Raw genomic sequence first — 19316 nt, 5'->3', positions numbered from 1 at the left:
GCGGCAGTTCCTTGAGGCAGGTTTTCGTCTTCGGGCCGGTGGTCACGAAGAGGCCCCTCTCACCACCGCAAACCCCACCCCCCGAGCGCCCACATGGGCTCCGATGATAGGGGTGACATAGACCACCAAAGGGGGCTGCCCCGGCCCCTGGGGCAAATCCCGCCCCAGGGCTTCCGCGTCCTCGCGGGCGCCGGTATGGAGCAGGGCCAGGCGTTCCAGCGGGCCGCAGTCTTCCAGCAACGCCCGCAGGCGCGCCAGGCCCTTACGTCGGGTGCGCACCGGCGGCAAACGACGCACCTCGCCTTCACGCACCTCCACAAAAGGCTTCAACTGCAGCAAAGCTCCCAGGCCAGCCTGGGCCCAGGAAACCCGTCCGCTGCGCCGCAGATATTCCAGCGTATCCAGCATGGCCACCAGGTACACCCGCTGCCGCACGGAGGCCATGCGGACCAAAATCTCGCTCAAAGAGGCCCCTTCGGCGGCCGCCTCGGCCGCGGCCAGGACCTGAAACCCCAACCCCATAGACAGTTGTCCGCTGTCCACCACGGTCACCCGCCCGCCAAACGGTTCGGCCCCTAACCGCGCCGCGTTGTACAACCCACTCAACGACACGGCACAATGCACCGAAACCACCCCCTCGTAACCCACCTCCAGCAGGCGGGCGTACACCTGCTCGAAAACACCGCTGGAAGGGGCCGCCGTGGTAGGCGGGGGATCGTACTGCGGCAACCGTTGGTAGAACGCCTGGCGGGTGATATCCACCCGGTCGCGGAAGGATTGCCCCTGAATGATCAGAAAGGCCGGCACCACCTCAATGTTCCAGTGTCGGGCCAGCCCATGAGGAATGTCAGCCGTGCTATCGGTCACGAGAGCATAAGGCAAGGTGCACTACTCCTGAATGAACAACGCCAACACCCGCGGGCCGAACAGGGCCTGCAGGGTAGCGGCCTGGGGCAAACAGGGTATGGTCAGGTCAGGGAACACCTCGCTCAGTCGCTGGCGCAAGGCCTTCCCTTCGTCGCACATCGGCTCGCCGGCCATCACCGCCACCCGGCGCACATGGGCAAACTCCTCGGCAAACTCCACCAGCAGGTCCAGGAGGTGACGCGAGGACCGCGCCTTGTACAACGGCAACAGCCCCCCATCCTCCAGCAAGAAAAGAGGGGTCATGCCCAACAACTCCCCTACCAGGGCTTGCGCCGGGTCCAGCAAACGGGATTCGTGAAGGTAGGAGAGCGACTGAACGGCGATGACCGTGTAGAACGAGTTCCGAATGCGTCGCAGGTGAGTGATGATTTCCCGGGCACTAGCCCCCTGGGTGGCCATGGCCGCCGCCTCTTGCACGGCCCATCCCAACGAGAAGCCCATCGTCTGACTGTCCCACACCTGAAGATGCAGTCGATGCAGGGTGCCGGCGCTGGCCTCCAACGCATGGGAAAACACGCTGGTCAAGCCGTCCCCACTGGTCATCACCACCACATCGCAGTAACGATGGGCCAGGGCGCGCAAACGCATCCGGATGGCCTGCGGCGGCGGAGAAAGCAACTGCACCCGTCGGGCCAGCCCCACCACCTCAGGCAGCACCCTCAGGGACAGGGCCTCGTCATCGCCCGGCGTTTGCACCTCGCCGTCGATCACGATATCCAGCGGCAAAATCTCCACCAACTCCCGCCCGGGGAAGTCGTCCCGGTCGAACAACACCGTGCCATCGGTAAGAATGACCGTTCGCGGCTGGGCCACCCTCATGCTCCCTTCCCTACTCAAGGGACAAAATCAGCGCGTAGTGCGGCTGTCCGCCTTCCTGCAACTCCACTTCCAGATGGGGGAAACGCTCACGCACGGCGTCGCCCAGGCGATTGGCCTGGGCCTTGGTCAATTCGCCGCCGTAAAACATGGTGACCAACTCCCGCTCCTCGATGTCCGCCTGGGCCAGCAAATCAAGCAGCACCTCTTCCAGCGAATCTCCACCCAGGAGCAACTTGCCGTCCACCAGGCCGATGTACTGCCCCTCGCGCACCCGCACCCCGTCGATTTCTACCGTTCGGGTGGCGCGGGTAATCTCGCCCGTGACCACATCGGCCATCGCCGCTTCCATGGCCGCCGCCACTTCGTCCAGGTCGCCATCGGGGTCGTAAGAAAGCATGGCCGCCAACCCCTGAGGCACGGTGCGCGAGGGCACGATACGCGTCTGCTTCACCGTGACCTCGGCCGCCGCCTGAGCCGCCAGGATGATGTTCTTATTGTTCGGCAGAAGAATCACCCGCTCCGTGGGCAGGTTCTCAAAGGCGCGGAGCAAATCCTGGGTGCTGGGGTTCATCGTCTGCCCGCCCTCCACGATGGCGGCGGCCCCCAGGCTGGCGAACACCCGGGCGATCCCCGGCCCTGGTGCCACAGCCACCACGGCGATCTGACCGGGCTTGATGTTCTGCACCTCGTAGGAAGCGCGGGAAACGCTTTCAGCTTCCATGTCTTCCATTTGAGCCAGCAGGTTTTCGATTTGCACCTTGGTCACCGTGCCCAAAGTGCGCACATACTCAATGGGGTCGTACAGTTTCTCGGTGGGCACATGGATGTGCATCCGGTACATCCCGTCGCCCTCGCCTACCTGAATCGAAGTACCCATCTTCTCCAGTTCACCGTAAAAGGACTGGAGGTCCAAAGGTTCCTGCGGGCGGAAATCCACCACCACCTCAAAATCCTGCCCCGGCTCGATTTGCTCATGAGCCTCAGCGAACTCGAGACTGGCCAGGGGTTGCGCCTGCACCACCGGCTGGTCCAGCGGCATCTCCTGGATCCAGCGCCACATCCCTTCCAAAATGAAAAACAACCCCTTGCCGCCCGAATCCACCACCCCGGCTTCTTTGAGGATGGGCAACAGTTCCGGGGTTTGGGCCACGGCGGCATCGGCGGCCTCCACGGCGCGTTGCAACAGGGCCGTCACCTCATCCGTTTCCTGGGCGGCCTCGGCCACCGCCGCGGCCACCTCTTTGATCACCGTTAGGATGGTGCCTTCGACTGGTCGCACCACCCCTTTGTATGCCGTATCCCGGGCCTGGGCCATGGCCTGAACAAAGGTCGCCGCGTCCAGTTGCTCCACCTGCTCGGTGCCCCGGGCAAAGCCACGCCAGATTTGCGACAAAATCACCCCGGAATTCCCTCGTGCGCCCATCAGGGCGCCCTGGGCCACAGCGTGCGCCATGCGTCCGAAATGCCGCTCCGGGAAATCGGCGATTTCATCGTAAGCGGCCTGCATGGTCAGCACCATGTTGGTCCCCGTATCTCCATCGGGTACGGGAAAGACATTCAACGCATTGACCACCTCCTGGTGGGTGCGCAACCATCGTAGTCCGGCTTCCACTAACTTTTTGAGGGTCTGCCCATCGATTGGTTTGTTTCCCATGCTTCGGTTTCCTCCAATCACCAAAACGGATGATGTGTTCGTCGCCTTACCTTTCCTCTTGTTCCTCCCCGTTAATCTTCAACCCGCGAATGTGGACATTCACCGCCCGCACAGGCAGTCCGGTGGCCTTTTCCACCTCATACCGCACCACATTGGCCGCGCTGTTGGCCACGGCCGCGATGCGCGTCCCGTACTGCACCACAATGTAGAGATCGATCTCAATGACATCGTCCTGATACCGCACATCCACCCCCTGCAAGGGGTCGTGGACGATGGCCTGCGCCAGGCCCTGCACCACATTCTTGGGGGCCAGGCCCACCACGCCGTACGAGCGCAACACCGCCCGATGGGCGATGGTGGCAATGGCCCGCGGGGAGATGTAAATGTGGCCCAGAGGGGTCTTTTCCGATTGTCGCGTCATTTTTGCCTCCGTAGAAAACCGTCGGGCAAGATGCTCAAAGAATTTTAACCCTGGAAGGTTGAAAGAAGATACGAACTGTGGTAAGATTGCGCCCGCTGGCGGGGCCCGCGGCTCCGCTTTCCTGTGTTCATCCTCATGGTAAAGGACGGCAACCATGGCAAAGTGTGAGATTTGTGGCAAGAAGACCACCTTCGGGCTGAACCGCCCCTGGTCCAAGAAATCCACGCCGCGGACCTTCCGCCCCAACCTGCAGAAGGTCACGCTCTGGGAAAACGGGCGCAAGGTGCGCAAGACCGTGTGCACCCGCTGCCTGCGAACCCTGTCCAAGACCCCGAAAGTCAAAGCCTAACCGCATTCGTTCCACTCCGTCGCATCGCAGGGCCACGGGAAACCCGTGGCCCTCTTGCTTTGGTTATCGGACCTCAGCAGTGAGCGCCCCTCGCAGGGCGGCCAACCCACCCCGCACCCCCTCCGGGTGCCCGAACACCGCCGAACCGGCCACGAACACCTGCGCCCCGGCCTCCCGCGCCAACGGCAGCGTGGAGGCGTTGATCCCGCCGTCAATGGACACCAGCGCCTCGGGGTTGACCTCGTCCAGTCGCTCGCGGATGCGCCGCACTTTGGGCAACACCTCGGGGAGAAAACGTTGCCCCCCAAACCCCGGATTGACCGACATCACCAACACCAGATCCACCAGATGAAGCACCGGTCCGATGGCCGACGCTGGCGTGCCGGGATTCAGCGACACCCCGGGTCGACAGCCCAACGCCCGGATTTGCTGCAACGCACGATGAATGTGCGGCGTGGCCTCCACATGCACGGTCAGATAATCCGCCCCGGCCTCCGCGAAGGCTTTCAACATAGGCTCCGGAGGCGTGATCATCAAGTGCACATCCAGCGGCAGGGCCGTGACGCGCCGGATGGCCGCCACCACGGGCGGGCCAATCGTCAGGTTGGGCACAAAGTGCCCGTCCATCACATCCACATGGATCCAATCCGCACCGTAGCGTTCGGCTTCGGCAATGGCCTCCCCCAAACACGCGAAATCGGCCGAGAGAATCGATGGAGCCAGCAACAACGCCTGTTTCGTCATGACACCTCAACGGGTATAGAGCAGATAGACATACAACCAAAGGGGCACCAGCCCACCGACGGCCAGGGTGGCCAGCAAAGCCAATCCCAGGGTAGGCCAGTCAATGGACCAGGGCTCTTCTCCAGCGCCCCCTTGCGGGGACGCCCTCCGCCCCGCGAGGCGTCCCTGCGCCTCGCTCAGTGAGGCCGCCAGGTCCCGCCCCAGCCGGCCCATGGCGGCGGGAGCCACGAAGGTGCGCTCGCTGCGCCGGCGATCCTCTTCGCGCAAAAAACGCAGCAACACCCGGCCCATCTGGTCGGCGGTACGGTACCGCCGGGAAGGCTCCTTGGACAACACCGTCAAAATCACCTGCTCCAGTTCCGGCGGCAGATCGGGATTGAAGGCCTGCGGCGGGATGGGATGGGTCTCCAGATGCTGCCGGAGCAATTCCCGGGGCTCGTCGGCGATGAAAGGCAACCGACCGGTCAACATCTGATACAGCACCACACCCAGACCGTAGACATCCGCGGCCGCCGTGGGCGGCATGCCCCTGGTCACCTCAGGGGCCATGTACTGCGGCGAACCCCAGACCACCTCCTGGCGCTCCCCTTCGTGAATCGAGGCCAACGCCCGCGCGATGCCGAAGTCGGCCACCTTGAGCCGGCCGCTGGGGGTCACCAGGAAGTTTTGTGGCTTGATATCGCAATGCACCAGCCCAGCCCGATGGGCAAACCCCACCCCAGCGCAGGCCTGCACCATCAGGCGCAGCGCCTCCTGGACGGGAATCCGCCCCGCCTGCCGGATGCGCTGGGCCAGCGTCCCTCCGGGCACATACTCCATCACGATGAACAACCGTTCGCCGTCGTAGCCAAAGTCATAGACCGTGACGATGTTGGGGTGGATCAAGTTGGCCGCCGCCTTGGCCTCCTGATGAAAGCGCTGGCGAAAAGCCGGGCGGCGCGCATATTCGGCGCGCAACACCTTGACCGCCACCGTGCGCTCCAGCGTCAAATCGTGGGCGCGAAACACCTCGGCCATCCCGCCGCGCCCCAGGCGCTGCAGCAGGCGGTAACGTTGAGCCAGAATGGGACGTTCGTCGGTCCAGTCCATGGCAAGATGATTGTAACGGAAAGTGGCCGTTTCTTCCAGGTAAGGGGGCTCGCGGCTTGTGCTGGCCAAGCCCAAAACGCACCCATCCGCACCACCAGCGGGTATAATCGGAGCAACCACCTGCCCGGAAGGTCAACATGCCTGCTCACGACACCCTGATTGTGCTGGATTTCGGTTCCCAATACGCCCAGCTCATCGCGCGGCGGCTGCGCGAGGCAGGGGTGTACGCCGAACTCTTCCCCTGGAACGCCCCGGCCGAGGAAGTGCTGGCGCTGCGGCCCAAAGGCTTCGTGCTCTCCGGCGGTCCGGCCTCGGTGTACGAGCCCGGCGCGCCCCAGGTGCCCAAGTATGTGTGGGAAAGCGGTCAGCCCGTGCTGGGCATCTGCTACGGGATGCAGGCCCTGACCCACGCCCTGGGCGGCAAAGTGGCCCCGGCGCCTCAAAAGGAGTACGGCCCGGCCACCCTGCACCTCTTGCGGCCCAACCCCCTCATCCCTCCGGGAGAGCACCGCGTCTGGATGTCCCACGGCGACCGTATCGAGACCCTGCCCCCGGGCTTCGTGACCCTGGCCCGCACCGCCAACAGCCCTATCGCCGCCATGGGCGACCTGAAACGCCGCTACTTCGGCGTGCAGTTTCACCCCGAAGTGCACCACACTCCCATCGGCCGCGAGATGCTGCGACGCTTTGCCGTGGACATTTGCGGCGCCCAACCCACCTGGACCCCGGCCAACATCATCGCCGAGAGCGTGGAAGCCATCCGGGCCCAGGTGGGAGACGCCCTGGTGCTGGCCGCTGTCAGCGGCGGGGTGGATTCCACCGTGGCCGCCGCCCTGGTGCACCGCGCCGTGGGCGACCAACTCACCGCCGTGTTCGTGGATACCGGCCTGTTGCGCGCCAACGAACGGGAGCAGGTGGAGCAGGCCCTGCGCGAGCAAATGCACATCCGCCTGATGGTGGTGGACGCCGCCGAGGAATTCTTCACCGCCCTGCGCGGCGTCACCGACCCGGAGGAAAAACGGCGCATCATCGGCGAGACCTTCATCCGCGTTTTCGAGCGCACCGCCCGCCAGGTGGGCGAACCGCCCTTTCTGGTCCAGGGCACCATCTACCCCGATGTCATCGAATCCCGCGCGCCGGAGCGCGCCCAGGCCGCCCACATCAAAAGCCACCACAATGTGGGGGGGCTGCCCCCGGACATGCGCTTTGAACTGGTCGAGCCATTGCGTTACCTGTTCAAAGACGAAGTGCGGCGCATCGGCGAAGCCCTGGGGCTGCCCAAAAGCCTGGTCTGGCGGCAGCCCTTCCCTGGCCCGGGGCTGGCCGTGCGTTGTCTGGGTGAAATCACCCCCCAGCGGCTGGCCAGACTACGCGCCGCCGACGCCATCTTCACCACCGAACTGGCACAGGCCGGGTTCTTCCGCCAGCGGGCCGAAGACCCCGAAGAGAGCTTCGTCGCCCAGGCCTTCGCCGTGCTGCTCCCGGTGCGCTCGGTGGGGGTGATGGGCGATTACCGCACCTACGACGAGGTGATCGCCCTGCGCGCCGTGACCACCAGCGACTTCATGACCGCCGACTGGGCCCGCCTGCCCCATGACCTGCTGGCCAAAGTGGCCTCCCGCATCGTCAACGAAGTTGACGGCGTGAACCGGGTGGTGTACGATATCACCAGCAAGCCCCCCGGCACCATCGAATGGGAATGACGCCCCACCCTCAAGGAGGAACGCCCATGGACTACGCCCGCATCCTCGCCCAGGCCTGGGACTACACCAGGCGCTTCAAGGCCCTCTGGCTTTTCGGCCTGCTGGCCACCTGCGGCACCTACCACGGCGGGATGAGCAACAACTTCAATTTCAACCTCCGCCCCCATGGCTCCGCTGGGATTCCTCCGGACCTGCCGCCCCGCATGGCCCAGTGGTTCACCCAGATAGACCTCTTCTTCCGCCGCCTCAGCGACACCCAGATCCTGCTGCTCGCCGGGGCGATCATCGCCCTGGCCCTGGGCATTAGCCTGGTGCTCTGGGTGCTGGGGCGCTACGGCAAGGCCGGCGTGCTGCGCGGGGCCCTGGCGATCGCCGAGGGCGGCGAACCCCCGACGTTTGACGTCTTGGCCCGCGAGACGCTGGACTTCGCCGCTCGGCTGATCCTCGCCGACCTGGTCGTCCTGGTGGCCATGTTCGGCCTCATGCTCGTCCTCGTGCCGCTCTTCATCCTCCTCAGCATCTTCACTCTGGGCCTGGGTGTCGTGTTGATGATGTGCCTGCTCACCCCGGCCGCCCTGCTCCTCAAATTGTACTTCCACCTGGTGCATCTGGTGCTGGTGGCCGAACCGGAAGCGGGCATCCTCGAGGCTTTTCGCCTGGCCTGGGAACGGCTCCGCGAGCGCTTTTGGGAATGGCTGATCATGGGCCTCCTTCTGGGGCTCATCGGCTTCATCGTGAGGCTGATTTTGCTCATCCCGGCAGCGGCACTCATCTTCGGCGCGGTGATGGCCTTCATGCAGGGCACCGCCCCTATCGGATGGCTCTTCGGGGGCCTGCTCTTGCTCTATACCTTGCTGGCCTGGATGGTGGGCGGAGTGCTGGCAACCTTCCGCCTGAGCGCCTGGGCGTTGACCTACCGCGAATTGGTCTCCCTCCCCATCACGACAGACGAACCACTGCCACCCCCGCCGCCCCCCACGCCCACGCCCGAACCCCCGGAGGCCCCCACGCCCCCGGATGAAGAGGATTAGTCCCCACCCCTGGGGCACCACCCCACCCCTGGGTCCGGCCCCACCTCCGGATCTAAAAAGCCGCACCACATCTGAGGGAAGAACATGTCGTTCATCGAACCGCTGTTTCATCTGCTGGCAGGACACCTTGATCGCATCCGCCGTAACCACGGCCTAGAACACGCCACCATCCATCTGCTGTCCCAACGCTTTCCCGGCGTCTTCCTAGCCGGGCACTCCGACACCCAGGGGTTCTGGCTTTTCGGTCAGGTGCCCCTGGAAGCCGTGGCCCAGGCCGCCCAGGAGGCGCTGGAACGCTTGCGCCGCGGCGAGCGCCACCTGGCCCTGCACCCCGGCTGCGGCACCAACTATCTGACCTCGGGCGCCATGGCCGGGCTGGCCGGTGCGCTGGCCATGAGCGGCGCCCGCACCCGTCGCGACCGCCGCGAACGGCTGCCCCTGGTCGTCCTGGCAGCCACCGTGGCCCTCATCTTCTCCCAACCCGTGGGCATGTGGCTCCAGGAACGCCTGACCACCTCGGGCGACCCGGGCGGCCTGGAGATCGTAGAAGTCATCCCCTCCCAGCGGGGCCAACTCCCCACCTACCGCGTGCTGACCCGTGGCTGAACCCCGCCCTGTCCTCTACCTCCTTCACGGCGAAGACGAGCAGGCGCGCCGCGAGGTGGTGCAAAGCCTGAAAGCCCGCTTAGGCGATGCCACCGTGGCCGCCATGAACTACCTGCGCCTGGAAAAGCAGGACGCCCTCTTGGACGCCTGGCGGGACATCGCCCTGACAGCCCCCTTCCTGGCCTCCCGGCGCATCGTCCACCTGGTCAACCCCGCCTGGCCGGGCAAAAACCAACAGCAGGCCCTGCTGCGCCTGCTCGAAAACCTGCCCCCCACCACGGCGGTGATCGTCGAATTCGAGCATCCTTTGAAAGAGCGCCACTGGCTGCTCGCCTGGGCCACGGCACACCCCCAAAAAGCCTGGGTGCGCCGCACCGAACGCCCCAAGGGGCCGGCCATGGCGCGCTGGATCCTGCAGCAGGCCCGGGAAGAGGGCGGTCAGATGACGCCCCAGGCCGCCCAGGTGCTGGCCGACCAGGTGGGGGACGACACCACCTTAGCGCTCCAGGAACTGCGCAAACTGCTGGCCTTTGTCAACTACAGCCGCCCTGTGGATGTGGACGATGTGCTGGAGGTGGCCGTCACCGCCTCGCATCCCGACATCTTCCGCATGGTGGACGCCCTGGGCCGCGGCGATAGCCGCACGGCCCTGCGGGAACTCCACGATTTGCTGGCCCGCACCGAACCGCCGTTGCTCTGGGGGATGGTGGTGCGCCAGTTTCGTTTGCTGCTGCTCACCCGCGCAGCGCTGGATCAGGGCATCCCGCCGCGTGACCTGCCCAAAGCGCTGGGGGTGCCCCCCTTCGTGGCCCGCAAGCTCACCCAGCAAGTGGGCCGCTTCAACCTGGCCACCCTGAAGCGCATTCACCGCGCCCTGCTGAACATCGATCGCCAACGGAAAACCGGGGAAACCGACTTGGTGACCGCCCTGGATACGCTCTTCGCCTCCTTAGGAGCGCCGGGGCGTGCTCGCGCGGCCTCCGCCACCCGGCGGCCGTAACTTCCCATGATGAACGCGAACCGGACAGTCTACGATGTCCTCATCGTCGGCGCCGGGCCGGGGGGCAGCACCCTGGCCCGGCTTCTGGCCCTCCAGGGACAGCGCGTGGCCCTGGTGGACAAAGCCCGCTTTCCCCGCCCCAAGACCTGCGGCGACGGTCTGACGCCCCGCGCCGTGCGCACCCTGCGCCACTTAGGGCTGGAGCATCGGGTCGCCGCAGGGGGGCATCAGGTGCGCCGCGCCCGCCTTTACGCCGGCCCCGACTTGGAAGTCACCGCCCCCTTCACCGCGTTGCCCCAGGAACTCCCGCCTTACGGCTGGGTGGTGCCCCGGGAACGCCTCGACCAGCGCCTGCTCGAGGCGGCGCTCGAGGCCGGGGCCCATTTCTTCCCCAACGAACCCATTGCCCGCATCGACCGCCAGGCCCCCCACAGCGTGGCCTGGGGGCGCCAGGGGCGCCCCTGGCGGGCCCGCTGGGTGGTGATCGCCACCGGGGCTTCCACCGGCCTACTGCGCCGCTCGGGCTTTCTGTCCCAAGCCCCCACGACATTGCCGCGGCCCGCGGCTACTGGGAAAGCGTGGCCGACCTGGATGACGCTCTGGAGTTCTTCTTCCTGCCCGAAATCCCTCACGGCTACGCCTGGGTCTTTCCCGTAGGCGACGGCGTGGCCAACATCGGCCTGGGCCTCTATCATCGCCCAGGGGAACCCGCGCCGCCGGTGCGCCGCTGGCTGAAGGCACTGACCACCCAACACCCGGCGCTGGCCCCCAGGCTGCGCTCTGCAAGGCTACGCGAACCCGTGCGGGCGTACCCGCTACGCAGCGACTTTCCTCACGGCCCTTTAGGCGGTCCGGGCTGGCTGACCATCGGTGAGGCGGCCGGGCTGGTCAACCCGGTCAGCGGCGAGGGCATCGACCTGGCGCTGGAAAGCGCCATCCTGGCCGCCGAGGCGCTGCGCGCGCCGGACCAGGACGCCCTGGCCCGCTACCGTCGCTTGGCCCGGCGACGGTTTGCCCTGGCCATGCACGGCTTACGCCTGCTGCGCCCCCTGGTCATGCGGCCCAGGGTGCTCCGTCGGCTGCTGCGCAAGGCCCAAAGTCACCCCCCTCTGTTGCGCCGCATTATGGGCATCACGCTGGGGGTCACCTCGCCGATGTCCGTCCTGGCCCCCTCCACCTGGTGGTGGCTGCTCGCCTGACAGGCCTTCATCGCTCCACCGCACCCTCCTGGGCAGGGCCCGGATATGCCGGCTCGGGCGCAAGCGTCTCCTCCCGCCCTACCCAGAAATGATGCGGCGGCACCGTGGGTGAAGGCCGCACCCGCACCTCCTCTACCTCCGGCGGCTCACCTCCCCCAAACGCCCCCTGAGCCACATAGCACACATTGGGCTCGCCGTACTTGCGGCGGTAGTATGCCACCGCCTCAGTCACTTTGGCGGCCAGCGATTTCTTTGGGCTGTCGTCGAACCACAACATACCGATTTTCATCAAGCCGTCTCCCGCTCAAGTCTGGGGCAGATAGAATTTCAGCCAGCCATCGCTGCTGGTGTCCATCCAGAACTCATCGGGGGCCAGGGTGAGCAGGTCGTTGACACGGGAGGCCACGGGCACCAAAGCACCGTCCTGGCCTTCCAGCGGCCCCCACACATGCCAGCCGAAAAGGGATAAAATCTCATCCGGCACCTGGCCGATGTCTTGGTAGCGCAGCCCGGCCACCACGCCGATGTGGAAATACTGGCCCACCTGCAGCAGATAGGGCAGCATGGCTTTGGCGTCGCGGCTCCACCACTTCCAAGCGTCGGCCAGGTCCTCGATGACCAGCAGGTGTGCCCCATCGGTGTGGCGGCCCCATTGCCGCTGCTCGGCGAGCCCGGCCAGGCCCAGCACGCTGCCGTTGGCCGCATCGGTGCCCGGCCCGCCGTAAGCGTGGAAGTAGTGGGTGGGCTGGCCGTAGCGTCGGGCCAGGGCCTGTTGGCGGCGGGAGAACCAGGGTTGGCCGTGGCGTCCCCGGCGGGTGATCCACCAGGCGTAGGGGGGGCGGCGGGAGATGAGATACATGGCCGTATGGCGGGGGCTGCTGCCGTAGGTGAAGGAACCCATGAGCACATCCAGGGCCCAAAAGAGGGATTCAGGGCGGGAGGCGAGGTAGAGCATGGGCTGCAGGTCCTGGCGGAAGAGTTCGTACCACAGCGGCTCGCCGTCGAACGCCACCACGCCCATGATCCCGGCATAGGGGGGCACCACCAGATAACGGTGCTTCCGCCTGTCCCAGGGCGTGCCCAGGTACTCTTCGAGGCTCACCCGGCCCGGACGCTGCGCCGCCAACGCATCCTCTTCCACCACAGGCTGGAGCGGGGCAAACAGTTTGGACAACATTGGAAACCTCCTCCTCATCGGACTACACTCAGAGAGAAAAGATATAAGAACAAATGTTCTTGCATCGGCTCCATTGTACCAGAAAAACCGGCTCCAGGCAAGCGCGACCCGGAGTTGGTTGCACGCAAACGTTGTTGGTCAATCACCCCTTCTGCAGGTTCCCCCCGCGCTGCTGGACAGCCCCTCTCCCTCTGGGAGAGGGGTTGGGCCTGCGCCGAGCAAGGCCGAGGCGGTGAGGGCGGATGCCAAGAGACGCACCAAAGAAGCCTGGGGAACGCCCTCACACCTCGCCAGGCTCGGTGCAGGCTCTCCCCCCCAGCCCCTCCTCTCCCAAAGGGCGAGAAGAGGGTGCCCAAGGCCCTCACAAGTCTTTCTGAAGTGCGGCACGCTCGTGCCGCTTTGGTTTTCGGAGCTCTGGCTCCGGGATGGCCCCGCCGGGGCCCTGGCAAATCAAAGCGGTGCCAGGCCTTCAACGCGGCTCAGGCCCGGGCACCGCATTCCAAACCTCAACTCCAAACCTCAACCGGCCAGGGCGAGGAACACATCCTCCAGGCTGGGCTCCACCTCGAGCACCCGCTCAACGCGCTGCCCGGCCTGACGAAGCGCCCGGCGCAACGCGCCCCCCGAAACCTCGGAGCGGGACACTACCCGCAGGTGATCCCCCGCCAGACCCACGCGCAACACGCCGGGCACCTTTTCCAGAGTGGCCAGAGCAGCCAGAAGGGGGTGGGCGAACACATCCCAGGCGTGACCGGGCAGCGCCTGCTCCTTGAGGGCGCCGGGGGTGTCCATGGCCAGCAGACGCCCCTGACGCATGATCCCCACCCGATGGCAATACTCGGCCTCATCCATGTAGTGGGTGGTCACGAAGGCCGTCATCCCTTGCGCGGTCAGGTCGTAAATCAAATCCCAGAAAGCCCGACGGGCGGAAGGATCCACGCCACTGGTGGGCTCATCCAGAAAGAGCACCTGGGGCTGATGAATGATGGCCACCGCCAGAGCCAGGCGCTGCCGCCAGCCCACAGGCAAGGCGCGCGCCTGAGTATCGCGCAGCGAGTGCAACCCCAACCAGCGGCACACCTCCTGCAAACGGGAAGACTCCCGCACACCGTACACCCCGGCGTAAAAGGCCAGATTTTCGTACACCGTCAGTTCATCGTAGAGGGCAAAACGCTGCGACATGTACCCCACTTTCTGGCGGATGGCCTCGGACTCCGTGCGCACCGAATGCCCCAGCACCCAGGCCTCTCCCTCGCTGGGGCGAAGCAACCCCAGCAACATACGAATAGTGGTGGTCTTTCCCGACCCATTGGGCCCCAAATAGCCCACCACCTCGCCGGGGTAGACTTCAAAGGACACATGGTCCACCGCCACAAAATCCCCAAAACGGCGGGTCAACCCTCGGGCCACCACCACAGGTCCCGCGGATTCAGGCGTTGCGTTCCAGGTCACGGCCCACCTCCCGCTGCATGAGCAGGTGCAGGAACACATCTTCCAAGCCCGGGCGGATTTCCCGGACGCGCGTCAGGGTGAGGTCGGGGTGCCGCCGCGCCAGGCCGCGCACCTGACGTTGCACCTGCCGCGCCGAGGCCCCCGGTGCCAGCCGCAGGTGCAGCCAGTCGCCAAAGGCGTAAGCCGCCTCCACGGCGGCCAGGGCCTGGACCACCTCGCGCCAGCGGTGCACCGGTTCGCCTCGCAGTTCCAGCACCCGCCCGGCCAGGCGGTCGCGCAGCGCCCCAGGCGCATCCTCCACCACCAGGCGGCCTTCCAGCATCAACCCCACCCGAGTGCAGCGGGCCGCCTCGTCCATGTAAGGCGTGCTCAACAAAATGGCGACCTCCTCCTCCCGCATGAGCCGGATGAGCAACTGCCAGAACTCCTGCCGGGTGACCGGGTCCACGCCATTGGTGGGCTCGTCCAGCAACAGCACCCGGGGGCGGTGCACCAGAGCCACGGCCAGGCCCAACTTCTGCTTCATCCCTCCCGAAAGGTGGCCTGCCCGGCGGTGGACGAACGGAGCCAGGCCCACAAACTCCAGGATCTCCATGCTGCGGCGATACCACGCCCGGCGGGGAATGCCCCGCACCTCGGCGAAGAAGTGCAGGTTCTCCAACACGGTCAGTTCTTCGTACAGGGAGAAGCGTTGGGGCAGGTATCCGATTTCGTCCCGCGCCCGGTCGGGATGGCGGGCCACATCATGCCCGGCCACCACCACCCGCCCGGCGTCGGGGCGCAACGCGCCGCAAATCAGGCGCATGGTGGTGGTCTTGCCCGCGCCGTCCGGCCCGATGAGGCCGTAAATCTCCCCCGGACCCACGGTCAGGGACAAACCCCGCACGGCCTGCACCGGCCCAAAGGTCTTGCACAACCCCTCCACCTGGATCATCGTCAGCCTTCCCTTCAGCGCACGCCGAAATCCACATCGGCCGGCATCCCGGGCTTCAGTTTCCCCGCCGGGTCGTACACCTGCAGTTCCACGGCGTACACCGTGGTGGTGCGGCCCTCCTTGGTCTGCACATTGCGCGGCGTGTACTCGGCCTGCTGAGCGATGTAGACCACTTGCGCCTCGAAGGTCTCGCCGGGGAAGGAATCCACGGTGACCGTGGCCTTATCGCCTAAGCGCAGGGTGCCGTATTTGCCTTCGGGGATGTACACGGTGATGGTCAGCCGGTCCAGCCGCCCCAGGGTAAGCGCCGTGGCGCCGGCCTGCAGCACCTCACCCGGATCCACATTGAGCGCCGTGACCACGCCATCGGTGGGGGCCAACACCCTGGTCTTCTCCAGCTGGCGGTCAATGAGGTCCAGCCGGGCCTGAGCCTGAGCCACAGCAGCCTGGGCCTGGGCCAGCGCCTTTTCGGCCTGTTGCACGGCCAGGCGGGCGGCCTGCACGCTCAACGCGTGCTCGCCCGTTTGCAGGGCATACCACCGGTCCAGCGCCGCGTCATACCGCTCCCGGGCCACGGCCAGGCGCGCCCGGGCCTCCAGCACATCCTGCGCCGCCTTGGTGGTGAGCAGACGGTCATAGGCCGTCTGGGCCGCCTTCAGTTCGTCCAGCGCCGCATCGAACTGGGCCTGCGCCTGATCCTGCAAGGAAGGGTCGCCGCTGGCTTTGGCCTGGTCGAGCACCGCCTTGGCGGCCAGATAGGCCTGCCGGGCCCGCTGCAGGCGCTCCTCGGCCTGGGTGAGGTTGGCGCTGCTGGCCAAATCGAGCACGGCCTGCAAGCTTTGCTGCTCCTGCTCCCAGGCCTGCCGGGCCGCCTCCACCTCCTGCTGAGCAGCGGCCAACCGCTCTTCCTGCGTGAAGTACCACAAAGGTTGGACGAAATCGGCCGGCGCGTTGTCCAACCAGGGGGCCAACCGCTGCCGTTGCTCCGCTAAGTGCGCCTGCTGCTCGGCGATCTGCGCCTGCAGGCGCGCCGCTTCCAGATTGGCTTGGGCCACCTCCACCTGAGCCCGGGCGGTGCCCAACGCCGCCTCGGCCTCCCGGCGTTGGGCCTGAAGCAGGGTGTCGTCCAGCCGAAAGAGCAGGTCCCCAGCATGGACCTGCTGGCCTTTGCTGACCAGCACCTCGGCCACCCGACCGGTGAGTTCGGCTCCAACGGCCACCTCCTGGGCCTCCACCGTCCCCGTGGCCCTCAAGTGGCCGTCCCCCTTGCCTCCCGACACCACGCCGAGATACGCCACCACACCCCCACCCACCAGCACGATAAGGGCGATGAGCACCATGCGCAGGGTCTTTCGCATCACGCACCTCCTCAGGGGCTAATCCAGACGCTTGCGGAACCGCACCGCCGCCGCGCCCATGATGACCAGGGCAAACAGGGCCAGCGCGGCAATGTCGCCCCGCAACAACGACAGGGGCGCCCCTTTGAGCATCTGCGCCCGGATGATCCGCAGGTAATAGCGCAAAGGAAACAGATAAGACAGCCACTGCAAGGCCTTGGGCATGGCCTCAATGGGGAAGAAAAAGCCCGAGAGAAAGATGGACGGCAAAATGGTCATCCAGACCATGAGGATGGCCTCCTGCTGCGTGCTCGCCAGGGTGGATGCCAGCAGGCCCACCCCCAACCCGGAAATCAAAAACAGCCCCGAAAGGAGCAAAATGTCCATCAAGGGGCTGCGGATGGGCACCTTGAACCACACCGACCCGATGAAGAGAACTTCCAGTGTGTCCACCACGGCGATGAATACATAGGGGATGAGTTTCCCCACCACCAGTTCCCAGGGGCGGATGGGGGTGACGATGAGTTGCTCGATGGTGCCCCGCTCCCGCTCGCGCACCACGGCGGTGGCCGTGAGCACCGAGGAAAGGGCCGAGAGAATAACACCGATGAGGCCGGGCACCATGAAATAGGCATCTTTCAAATCGGGGTTGTACCAGACCTGGGTACGAACCTCCAGAGGCGGCTGGGGGACGACGCCCCGCATCCTCTGCCAGCGCTGGCTCTGAATGCGCGTGGCGTGGGCTTGGCCGATGAGTTCGGCCGCCGAGAGGGATTTGGCCGCCACCGTGGGGTCCGAGCCATCCAGCACAAAGGCCACCTGAGCGCGCCCCTGGGTGCGGATCTGATCGGTGTAATCCGGGGGGATGATCAGACCGGCACGGGCCCGGCCTGCATCCAAGAGGTCCTGCAACGCCTGCCCGGAGTCCACCACATAGGCCAGGCGAAAATAATCGGCCGCCTGAAAGGCATCCAGCAAGGCCCGCGCGGCCGGGCCGCGGTCCTGGTCCCACACGGCCAGCGGCACATTACGCACATCGTTGGTGGCCGCGTACCCCAGGAGGAACAACTCCACAATAGGGATCATCACCGCGATGAAGAGGGTGTTCGGATCGCGCAAAATTTGCAGCACCTCTTTGCGAATGAGCGAAAGCAGCCGGTAGAAACTCATGGCGTCACCTCGTCACCGGGCTCGCGCTGAACCACACCGTAGAGGAAAATGGTCACCAGATCGTCCAGAGAGGCCCGCGCCGCGCCGCCCACGCCCTGGGTCAGCAGATAATCGGCCCACAAAAGGCCGAGAAAGGCCCGCACCATGGTCATCGGCGGCAGGGACCGCAGGCGGGGATAGTCACGCAGGCGACGGGTCAGGGCCTCGATGCGGGGCAAAAGGGCCTGATAGATGGCGTGGGTATGACGGCCCTGAAACTCTACGATTTCGATGAGCATCAGATGCAACACCTCGGAGCGTTGTTGCAACACCTCGTGAATGCGCTGCGCCGCCTGGCGGATGAAATCCTCCAGCCGCTCCCCGCTGCTTTGCTCCAGCAACGGCAAAATGTCGTGATAGGGGTGATACGCCTCCAGCACGGCGGCAAAGAGGGCTTCTTTGCCGGGGAAATAGTTGTAGATGTTGCTCAGGCTCACCCCGGCGTCGCGAGCGATCTGGCGCATGGATGTGCCGTGATAGCCTTGCTGCACAAAGCGGCGCATGGCGACCTGAAGCAAAGTTTCCCGCAGTGAGACAGGGGGCGGGTTTTTCATCGCGGCTCTCCCACATGAACGGTCGTTCGTTTAGCGCCATTTTACCACAAAACGCCCACGCGCTCCTCTCAGCCATCGGCCTCATCTGGCATCTGGTAAAATCGGGGCGATACCCACAGCGAACCCATGCGACGAGGTAACCCCCTTTCATGAGCGAACATCCCGAAAACCCATTCCGCCCTCCGTGGACCACGCGCGAACCCACGGCCCAACCCGGCGATCTAGCCCAACTGGTGGCCGCCGAGGGCCGCAAATCCTTCTTCGTGCGCCTGACCCCAGGCGAAGAACTGCACACCCACAAAGGCATTCTGCGCCACGACGACCTCATCGGCCAGACCTGGGGGCGGCGGGTGACTTCTCACCTGGGCGCGGTGTTCTATCTGCTGCCGCCCTCTCTGGAAGAGGTGTTGCGTCAGACCAAACGCAACACGCAGATCATGTTTCCCAAGGACATCGGCTTTGTGCTGCTGCGGCTCAGCGTGGGGCCGGGGCAGCAGGTGCTGGAGGCGGGGACCGGCTCAGGCGCCCTGACCACGGCCTTTGCCTTCACCGTCGGCCCCGCCGGGCGGGTGTACTCCTACGAACGGCGGCCCGAAATGCAGGCCCTGGCCCGGCGCAACCTGCGCCGCCTGGGCCTGGAAGACCGGGTCATCTTCAAGCAGCGCGACATCGCCCAGGGCTTCGACGAGACCATGATGGACGCCGTGTTCCTGGATGTGCCCAACCCCGAAGACTACATCACCCAGGCGCGGGCCGCCCTCAAACCGGGGGGCTTTTTCGGCAGCCTGGTTCCCACCACCAATCAGGTCACGCGCCTCATCACGGCGCTGGAGGCCCAACACTTCGGCTTCATTGATGTGCTGGAAATCCTGCTGCGTTACTACAAAGCCGTGCCCGAGCGCCTGCGCCCCACGGATCGCATGGTGGCCCACACCGGCTACCTCATCTTTGCCCGCCCCCTGGAACCCGCTTCCGAGGCCGAACCCTTAGAGGACTCAACGCCCCCGGATGCCCTCTCCACCCCGCAGGAGGAAGCGTGATGGCCTGGCGACGCTTTCGGCGCCCCCGCCGTGCCCTGCGGCGGCTGATAGGCCGCCCCGGGCCCGCGATG

At 65.7% G+C, this 19316-nt stretch carries 21 protein-coding genes; 8 read left to right on the top strand and 13 right to left on the bottom strand.

Annotation, left to right across the window (positions count from 1 at the left end; translation table 11 throughout):
* Window positions 1-42: 42 nt before the first annotated feature.
* Genes G4O04_05650 through G4O04_05635 form a run of 4 tightly spaced genes read right to left on the bottom strand, consistent with a single transcriptional unit; the run spans window position 43 to window position 3821 of the window.
* Window positions 43-882, bottom strand: a complete 840-nt coding sequence (locus G4O04_05650) for a DegV family protein (GenBank protein HEY58003.1) — start codon at window positions 880-882, stop codon at window positions 43-45.
* 6 nt (window positions 883-888) lie between these two features.
* Window positions 889-1746: a DegV family EDD domain-containing protein gene (locus G4O04_05645; protein ID HEY58002.1), complete on the bottom strand. Its 858-nt coding sequence runs from the start codon at window positions 1744-1746 to the stop codon at window positions 889-891.
* A gap of 10 nt (window positions 1747-1756) precedes the next feature.
* Window positions 1757-3400 (bottom strand): DAK2 domain-containing protein, encoded by a 1644-nt coding sequence (locus G4O04_05640; protein ID HEY58001.1) that lies wholly within the window; start codon window positions 3398-3400, stop codon window positions 1757-1759.
* 46 nt (window positions 3401-3446) lie between these two features.
* On the bottom strand, window positions 3447-3821 hold the full coding sequence (locus tag G4O04_05635) for an Asp23/Gls24 family envelope stress response protein (GenBank protein HEY58000.1): 375 nt from the start codon (window positions 3819-3821) through the stop codon (window positions 3447-3449).
* A gap of 154 nt (window positions 3822-3975) precedes the next feature.
* On the opposite strand from G4O04_05635, the gene rpmB reads away from it, so the two are divergent.
* The gene (gene rpmB, locus G4O04_05630) at window positions 3976-4170 is read left to right on the top strand and encodes a 50S ribosomal protein L28 (GenBank protein ID HEY57999.1); all 195 of its coding nucleotides are present in this window, start codon (window positions 3976-3978) and stop codon (window positions 4168-4170) included.
* Between the two features lie 63 nt (window positions 4171-4233).
* On the opposite strand, the gene G4O04_05625 is transcribed toward rpmB, so the two are convergent.
* On the bottom strand, window positions 4234-4914 hold the full coding sequence (locus G4O04_05625; GenBank protein HEY57998.1) for a ribulose-phosphate 3-epimerase: 681 nt from the start codon (window positions 4912-4914) through the stop codon (window positions 4234-4236).
* A gap of 6 nt (window positions 4915-4920) precedes the next feature.
* On the bottom strand, window positions 4921-6072 hold the full coding sequence (locus tag G4O04_05620; GenBank protein ID HEY57997.1) for a serine/threonine protein kinase: 1152 nt from the start codon (window positions 6070-6072) through the stop codon (window positions 4921-4923).
* A gap of 68 nt (window positions 6073-6140) precedes the next feature.
* Here G4O04_05620 and guaA point away from each other — a divergent pair, with 68 nt between their 5' ends.
* The 6 genes from guaA to G4O04_05590 all read left to right on the top strand — a co-directional run bounded on the left by guaA (window position 6141) and on the right by G4O04_05590 (window position 11542).
* Entirely contained in the window at window positions 6141-7706 is a 1566-nt protein-coding gene (gene guaA / locus G4O04_05615) for a glutamine-hydrolyzing GMP synthase (GenBank protein ID HEY57996.1), read from the top strand.
* A gap of 26 nt (window positions 7707-7732) precedes the next feature.
* A complete protein-coding gene (locus tag G4O04_05610) occupies window positions 7733-8737 on the top strand; it encodes a hypothetical protein (GenBank protein ID HEY57995.1) in 1005 nt (334 codons plus the stop codon).
* An 84-nt stretch (window positions 8738-8821) separates the two neighbouring features.
* The gene (locus G4O04_05605) at window positions 8822-9343 is read left to right on the top strand and encodes a hypothetical protein (protein HEY57994.1); all 522 of its coding nucleotides are present in this window, start codon (window positions 8822-8824) and stop codon (window positions 9341-9343) included.
* The gene (gene holA, locus G4O04_05600; protein ID HEY57993.1) at window positions 9336-10343 is read left to right on the top strand and encodes a DNA polymerase III subunit delta; all 1008 of its coding nucleotides are present in this window, start codon (window positions 9336-9338) and stop codon (window positions 10341-10343) included. Before G4O04_05605 ends, holA begins: the two co-directional genes overlap by 8 nt.
* Window positions 10344-10349: 6 nt before the next feature.
* Window positions 10350-11000, top strand: a complete 651-nt coding sequence (locus G4O04_05595) for an FAD-dependent oxidoreductase (GenBank protein ID HEY57992.1) — start codon at window positions 10350-10352, stop codon at window positions 10998-11000.
* Window positions 10922-11542 (top strand): hypothetical protein, encoded by a 621-nt coding sequence (locus tag G4O04_05590; GenBank protein HEY57991.1) that lies wholly within the window; start codon window positions 10922-10924, stop codon window positions 11540-11542. The genes G4O04_05595 and G4O04_05590 overlap by 79 nt, the downstream gene beginning before the upstream one ends.
* Window positions 11543-11549: 7 nt before the next feature.
* Here the strand turns inward: G4O04_05590 and G4O04_05585 are convergent, their stop codons facing one another.
* The 7 genes from G4O04_05585 to G4O04_05555 all read right to left on the bottom strand — a co-directional run bounded on the left by G4O04_05585 (window position 11550) and on the right by G4O04_05555 (window position 18205).
* On the bottom strand, window positions 11550-11831 hold the full coding sequence (locus G4O04_05585) for a hypothetical protein (protein ID HEY57990.1): 282 nt from the start codon (window positions 11829-11831) through the stop codon (window positions 11550-11552).
* A 15-nt stretch (window positions 11832-11846) separates the two neighbouring features.
* Window positions 11847-12719, bottom strand: coding sequence for a hypothetical protein (locus G4O04_05580; protein HEY57989.1), 873 nt, complete (start codon window positions 12717-12719; stop codon window positions 11847-11849).
* A 519-nt stretch (window positions 12720-13238) separates the two neighbouring features.
* Window positions 13239-14210, bottom strand: a complete 972-nt coding sequence (locus G4O04_05575; protein HEY57988.1) for an ABC transporter ATP-binding protein — start codon at window positions 14208-14210, stop codon at window positions 13239-13241.
* Window positions 14149-15105: an ABC transporter ATP-binding protein gene (locus G4O04_05570; protein ID HEY57987.1), complete on the bottom strand. Its 957-nt coding sequence runs from the start codon at window positions 15103-15105 to the stop codon at window positions 14149-14151. Before G4O04_05570 ends, G4O04_05575 begins: the two co-directional genes overlap by 62 nt.
* A gap of 14 nt (window positions 15106-15119) precedes the next feature.
* On the bottom strand, window positions 15120-16463 hold the full coding sequence (locus G4O04_05565) for an HlyD family efflux transporter periplasmic adaptor subunit (protein HEY57986.1): 1344 nt from the start codon (window positions 16461-16463) through the stop codon (window positions 15120-15122).
* An 18-nt stretch (window positions 16464-16481) separates the two neighbouring features.
* Entirely contained in the window at window positions 16482-17612 is a 1131-nt protein-coding gene (locus tag G4O04_05560; protein HEY57985.1) for an ABC transporter permease, read from the bottom strand.
* On the bottom strand, window positions 17609-18205 hold the full coding sequence (locus G4O04_05555) for a TetR/AcrR family transcriptional regulator (protein ID HEY57984.1): 597 nt from the start codon (window positions 18203-18205) through the stop codon (window positions 17609-17611). The genes G4O04_05560 and G4O04_05555 overlap by 4 nt, the downstream gene beginning before the upstream one ends.
* 149 nt (window positions 18206-18354) lie before the next feature.
* On the opposite strand from G4O04_05555, the gene G4O04_05550 reads away from it, so the two are divergent.
* Window positions 18355-19245 carry a tRNA (adenine-N1)-methyltransferase gene (locus G4O04_05550; GenBank protein ID HEY57983.1) on the top strand — a complete coding sequence of 297 codons (891 nt, stop codon included), beginning with the start codon at window positions 18355-18357 and terminating at the stop codon, window positions 19243-19245.
* Window positions 19246-19316 lie beyond the last annotated feature (71 nt).

The sequence above is a fragment of the Anaerolineae bacterium genome (assembly GCA_011176535.1).
Taxonomy (GTDB): Bacteria; Chloroflexota; Anaerolineae; order Anaerolineales; family DRMV01; genus DUEP01.
The sequence above is the reverse complement of the archived record's forward strand: the minus strand, read 5'-3'. Positions and strand labels throughout refer to the sequence as shown.

Excerpts from the sequence above, each read along its gene's own strand:
- G4O04_05585 (HEY57990.1), bottom strand. The coding sequence starts at position 11,831 with ATGAAAATCGGTATGTTGTGGTTCGACGACAGCCCAAAGAAATCGCTG.
- G4O04_05625 (HEY57998.1), bottom strand. The coding sequence starts at position 4,914 with ATGACGAAACAGGCGTTGTTGCTGGCTCCATCGATTCTCTCGGCCGAT.
- G4O04_05645 (HEY58002.1), bottom strand. The coding sequence starts at position 1,746 with ATGAGGGTGGCCCAGCCGCGAACGGTCATTCTTACCGATGGCACGGTG.
- G4O04_05640 (HEY58001.1), bottom strand. The coding sequence starts at position 3,400 with ATGGGAAACAAACCAATCGATGGGCAGACCCTCAAAAAGTTAGTGGAA.
- G4O04_05605 (HEY57994.1), top strand. The coding sequence starts at position 8,822 with ATGTCGTTCATCGAACCGCTGTTTCATCTGCTGGCAGGACACCTTGAT.
- G4O04_05580 (HEY57989.1), bottom strand. The coding sequence starts at position 12,719 with ATGTTGTCCAAACTGTTTGCCCCGCTCCAGCCTGTGGTGGAAGAGGAT.
- G4O04_05610 (HEY57995.1), top strand. The coding sequence starts at position 7,733 with ATGGACTACGCCCGCATCCTCGCCCAGGCCTGGGACTACACCAGGCGC.
- G4O04_05595 (HEY57992.1), top strand. The coding sequence starts at position 10,350 with ATGATGAACGCGAACCGGACAGTCTACGATGTCCTCATCGTCGGCGCC.
- G4O04_05560 (HEY57985.1), bottom strand. The coding sequence starts at position 17,612 with ATGAGTTTCTACCGGCTGCTTTCGCTCATTCGCAAAGAGGTGCTGCAA.
- G4O04_05550 (HEY57983.1), top strand. The coding sequence starts at position 18,355 with ATGAGCGAACATCCCGAAAACCCATTCCGCCCTCCGTGGACCACGCGC.
- guaA (HEY57996.1), top strand. The coding sequence starts at position 6,141 with ATGCCTGCTCACGACACCCTGATTGTGCTGGATTTCGGTTCCCAATAC.
- G4O04_05570 (HEY57987.1), bottom strand. The coding sequence starts at position 15,105 with ATGATCCAGGTGGAGGGGTTGTGCAAGACCTTTGGGCCGGTGCAGGCC.
- G4O04_05555 (HEY57984.1), bottom strand. The coding sequence starts at position 18,205 with ATGAAAAACCCGCCCCCTGTCTCACTGCGGGAAACTTTGCTTCAGGTC.
- G4O04_05635 (HEY58000.1), bottom strand. The coding sequence starts at position 3,821 with ATGACGCGACAATCGGAAAAGACCCCTCTGGGCCACATTTACATCTCC.
- rpmB (HEY57999.1), top strand. The coding sequence starts at position 3,976 with ATGGCAAAGTGTGAGATTTGTGGCAAGAAGACCACCTTCGGGCTGAAC.
- G4O04_05575 (HEY57988.1), bottom strand. The coding sequence starts at position 14,210 with ATGTGTTCCTGCACCTGCTCATGCAGCGGGAGGTGGGCCGTGACCTGG.
- G4O04_05565 (HEY57986.1), bottom strand. The coding sequence starts at position 16,463 with ATGCGAAAGACCCTGCGCATGGTGCTCATCGCCCTTATCGTGCTGGTG.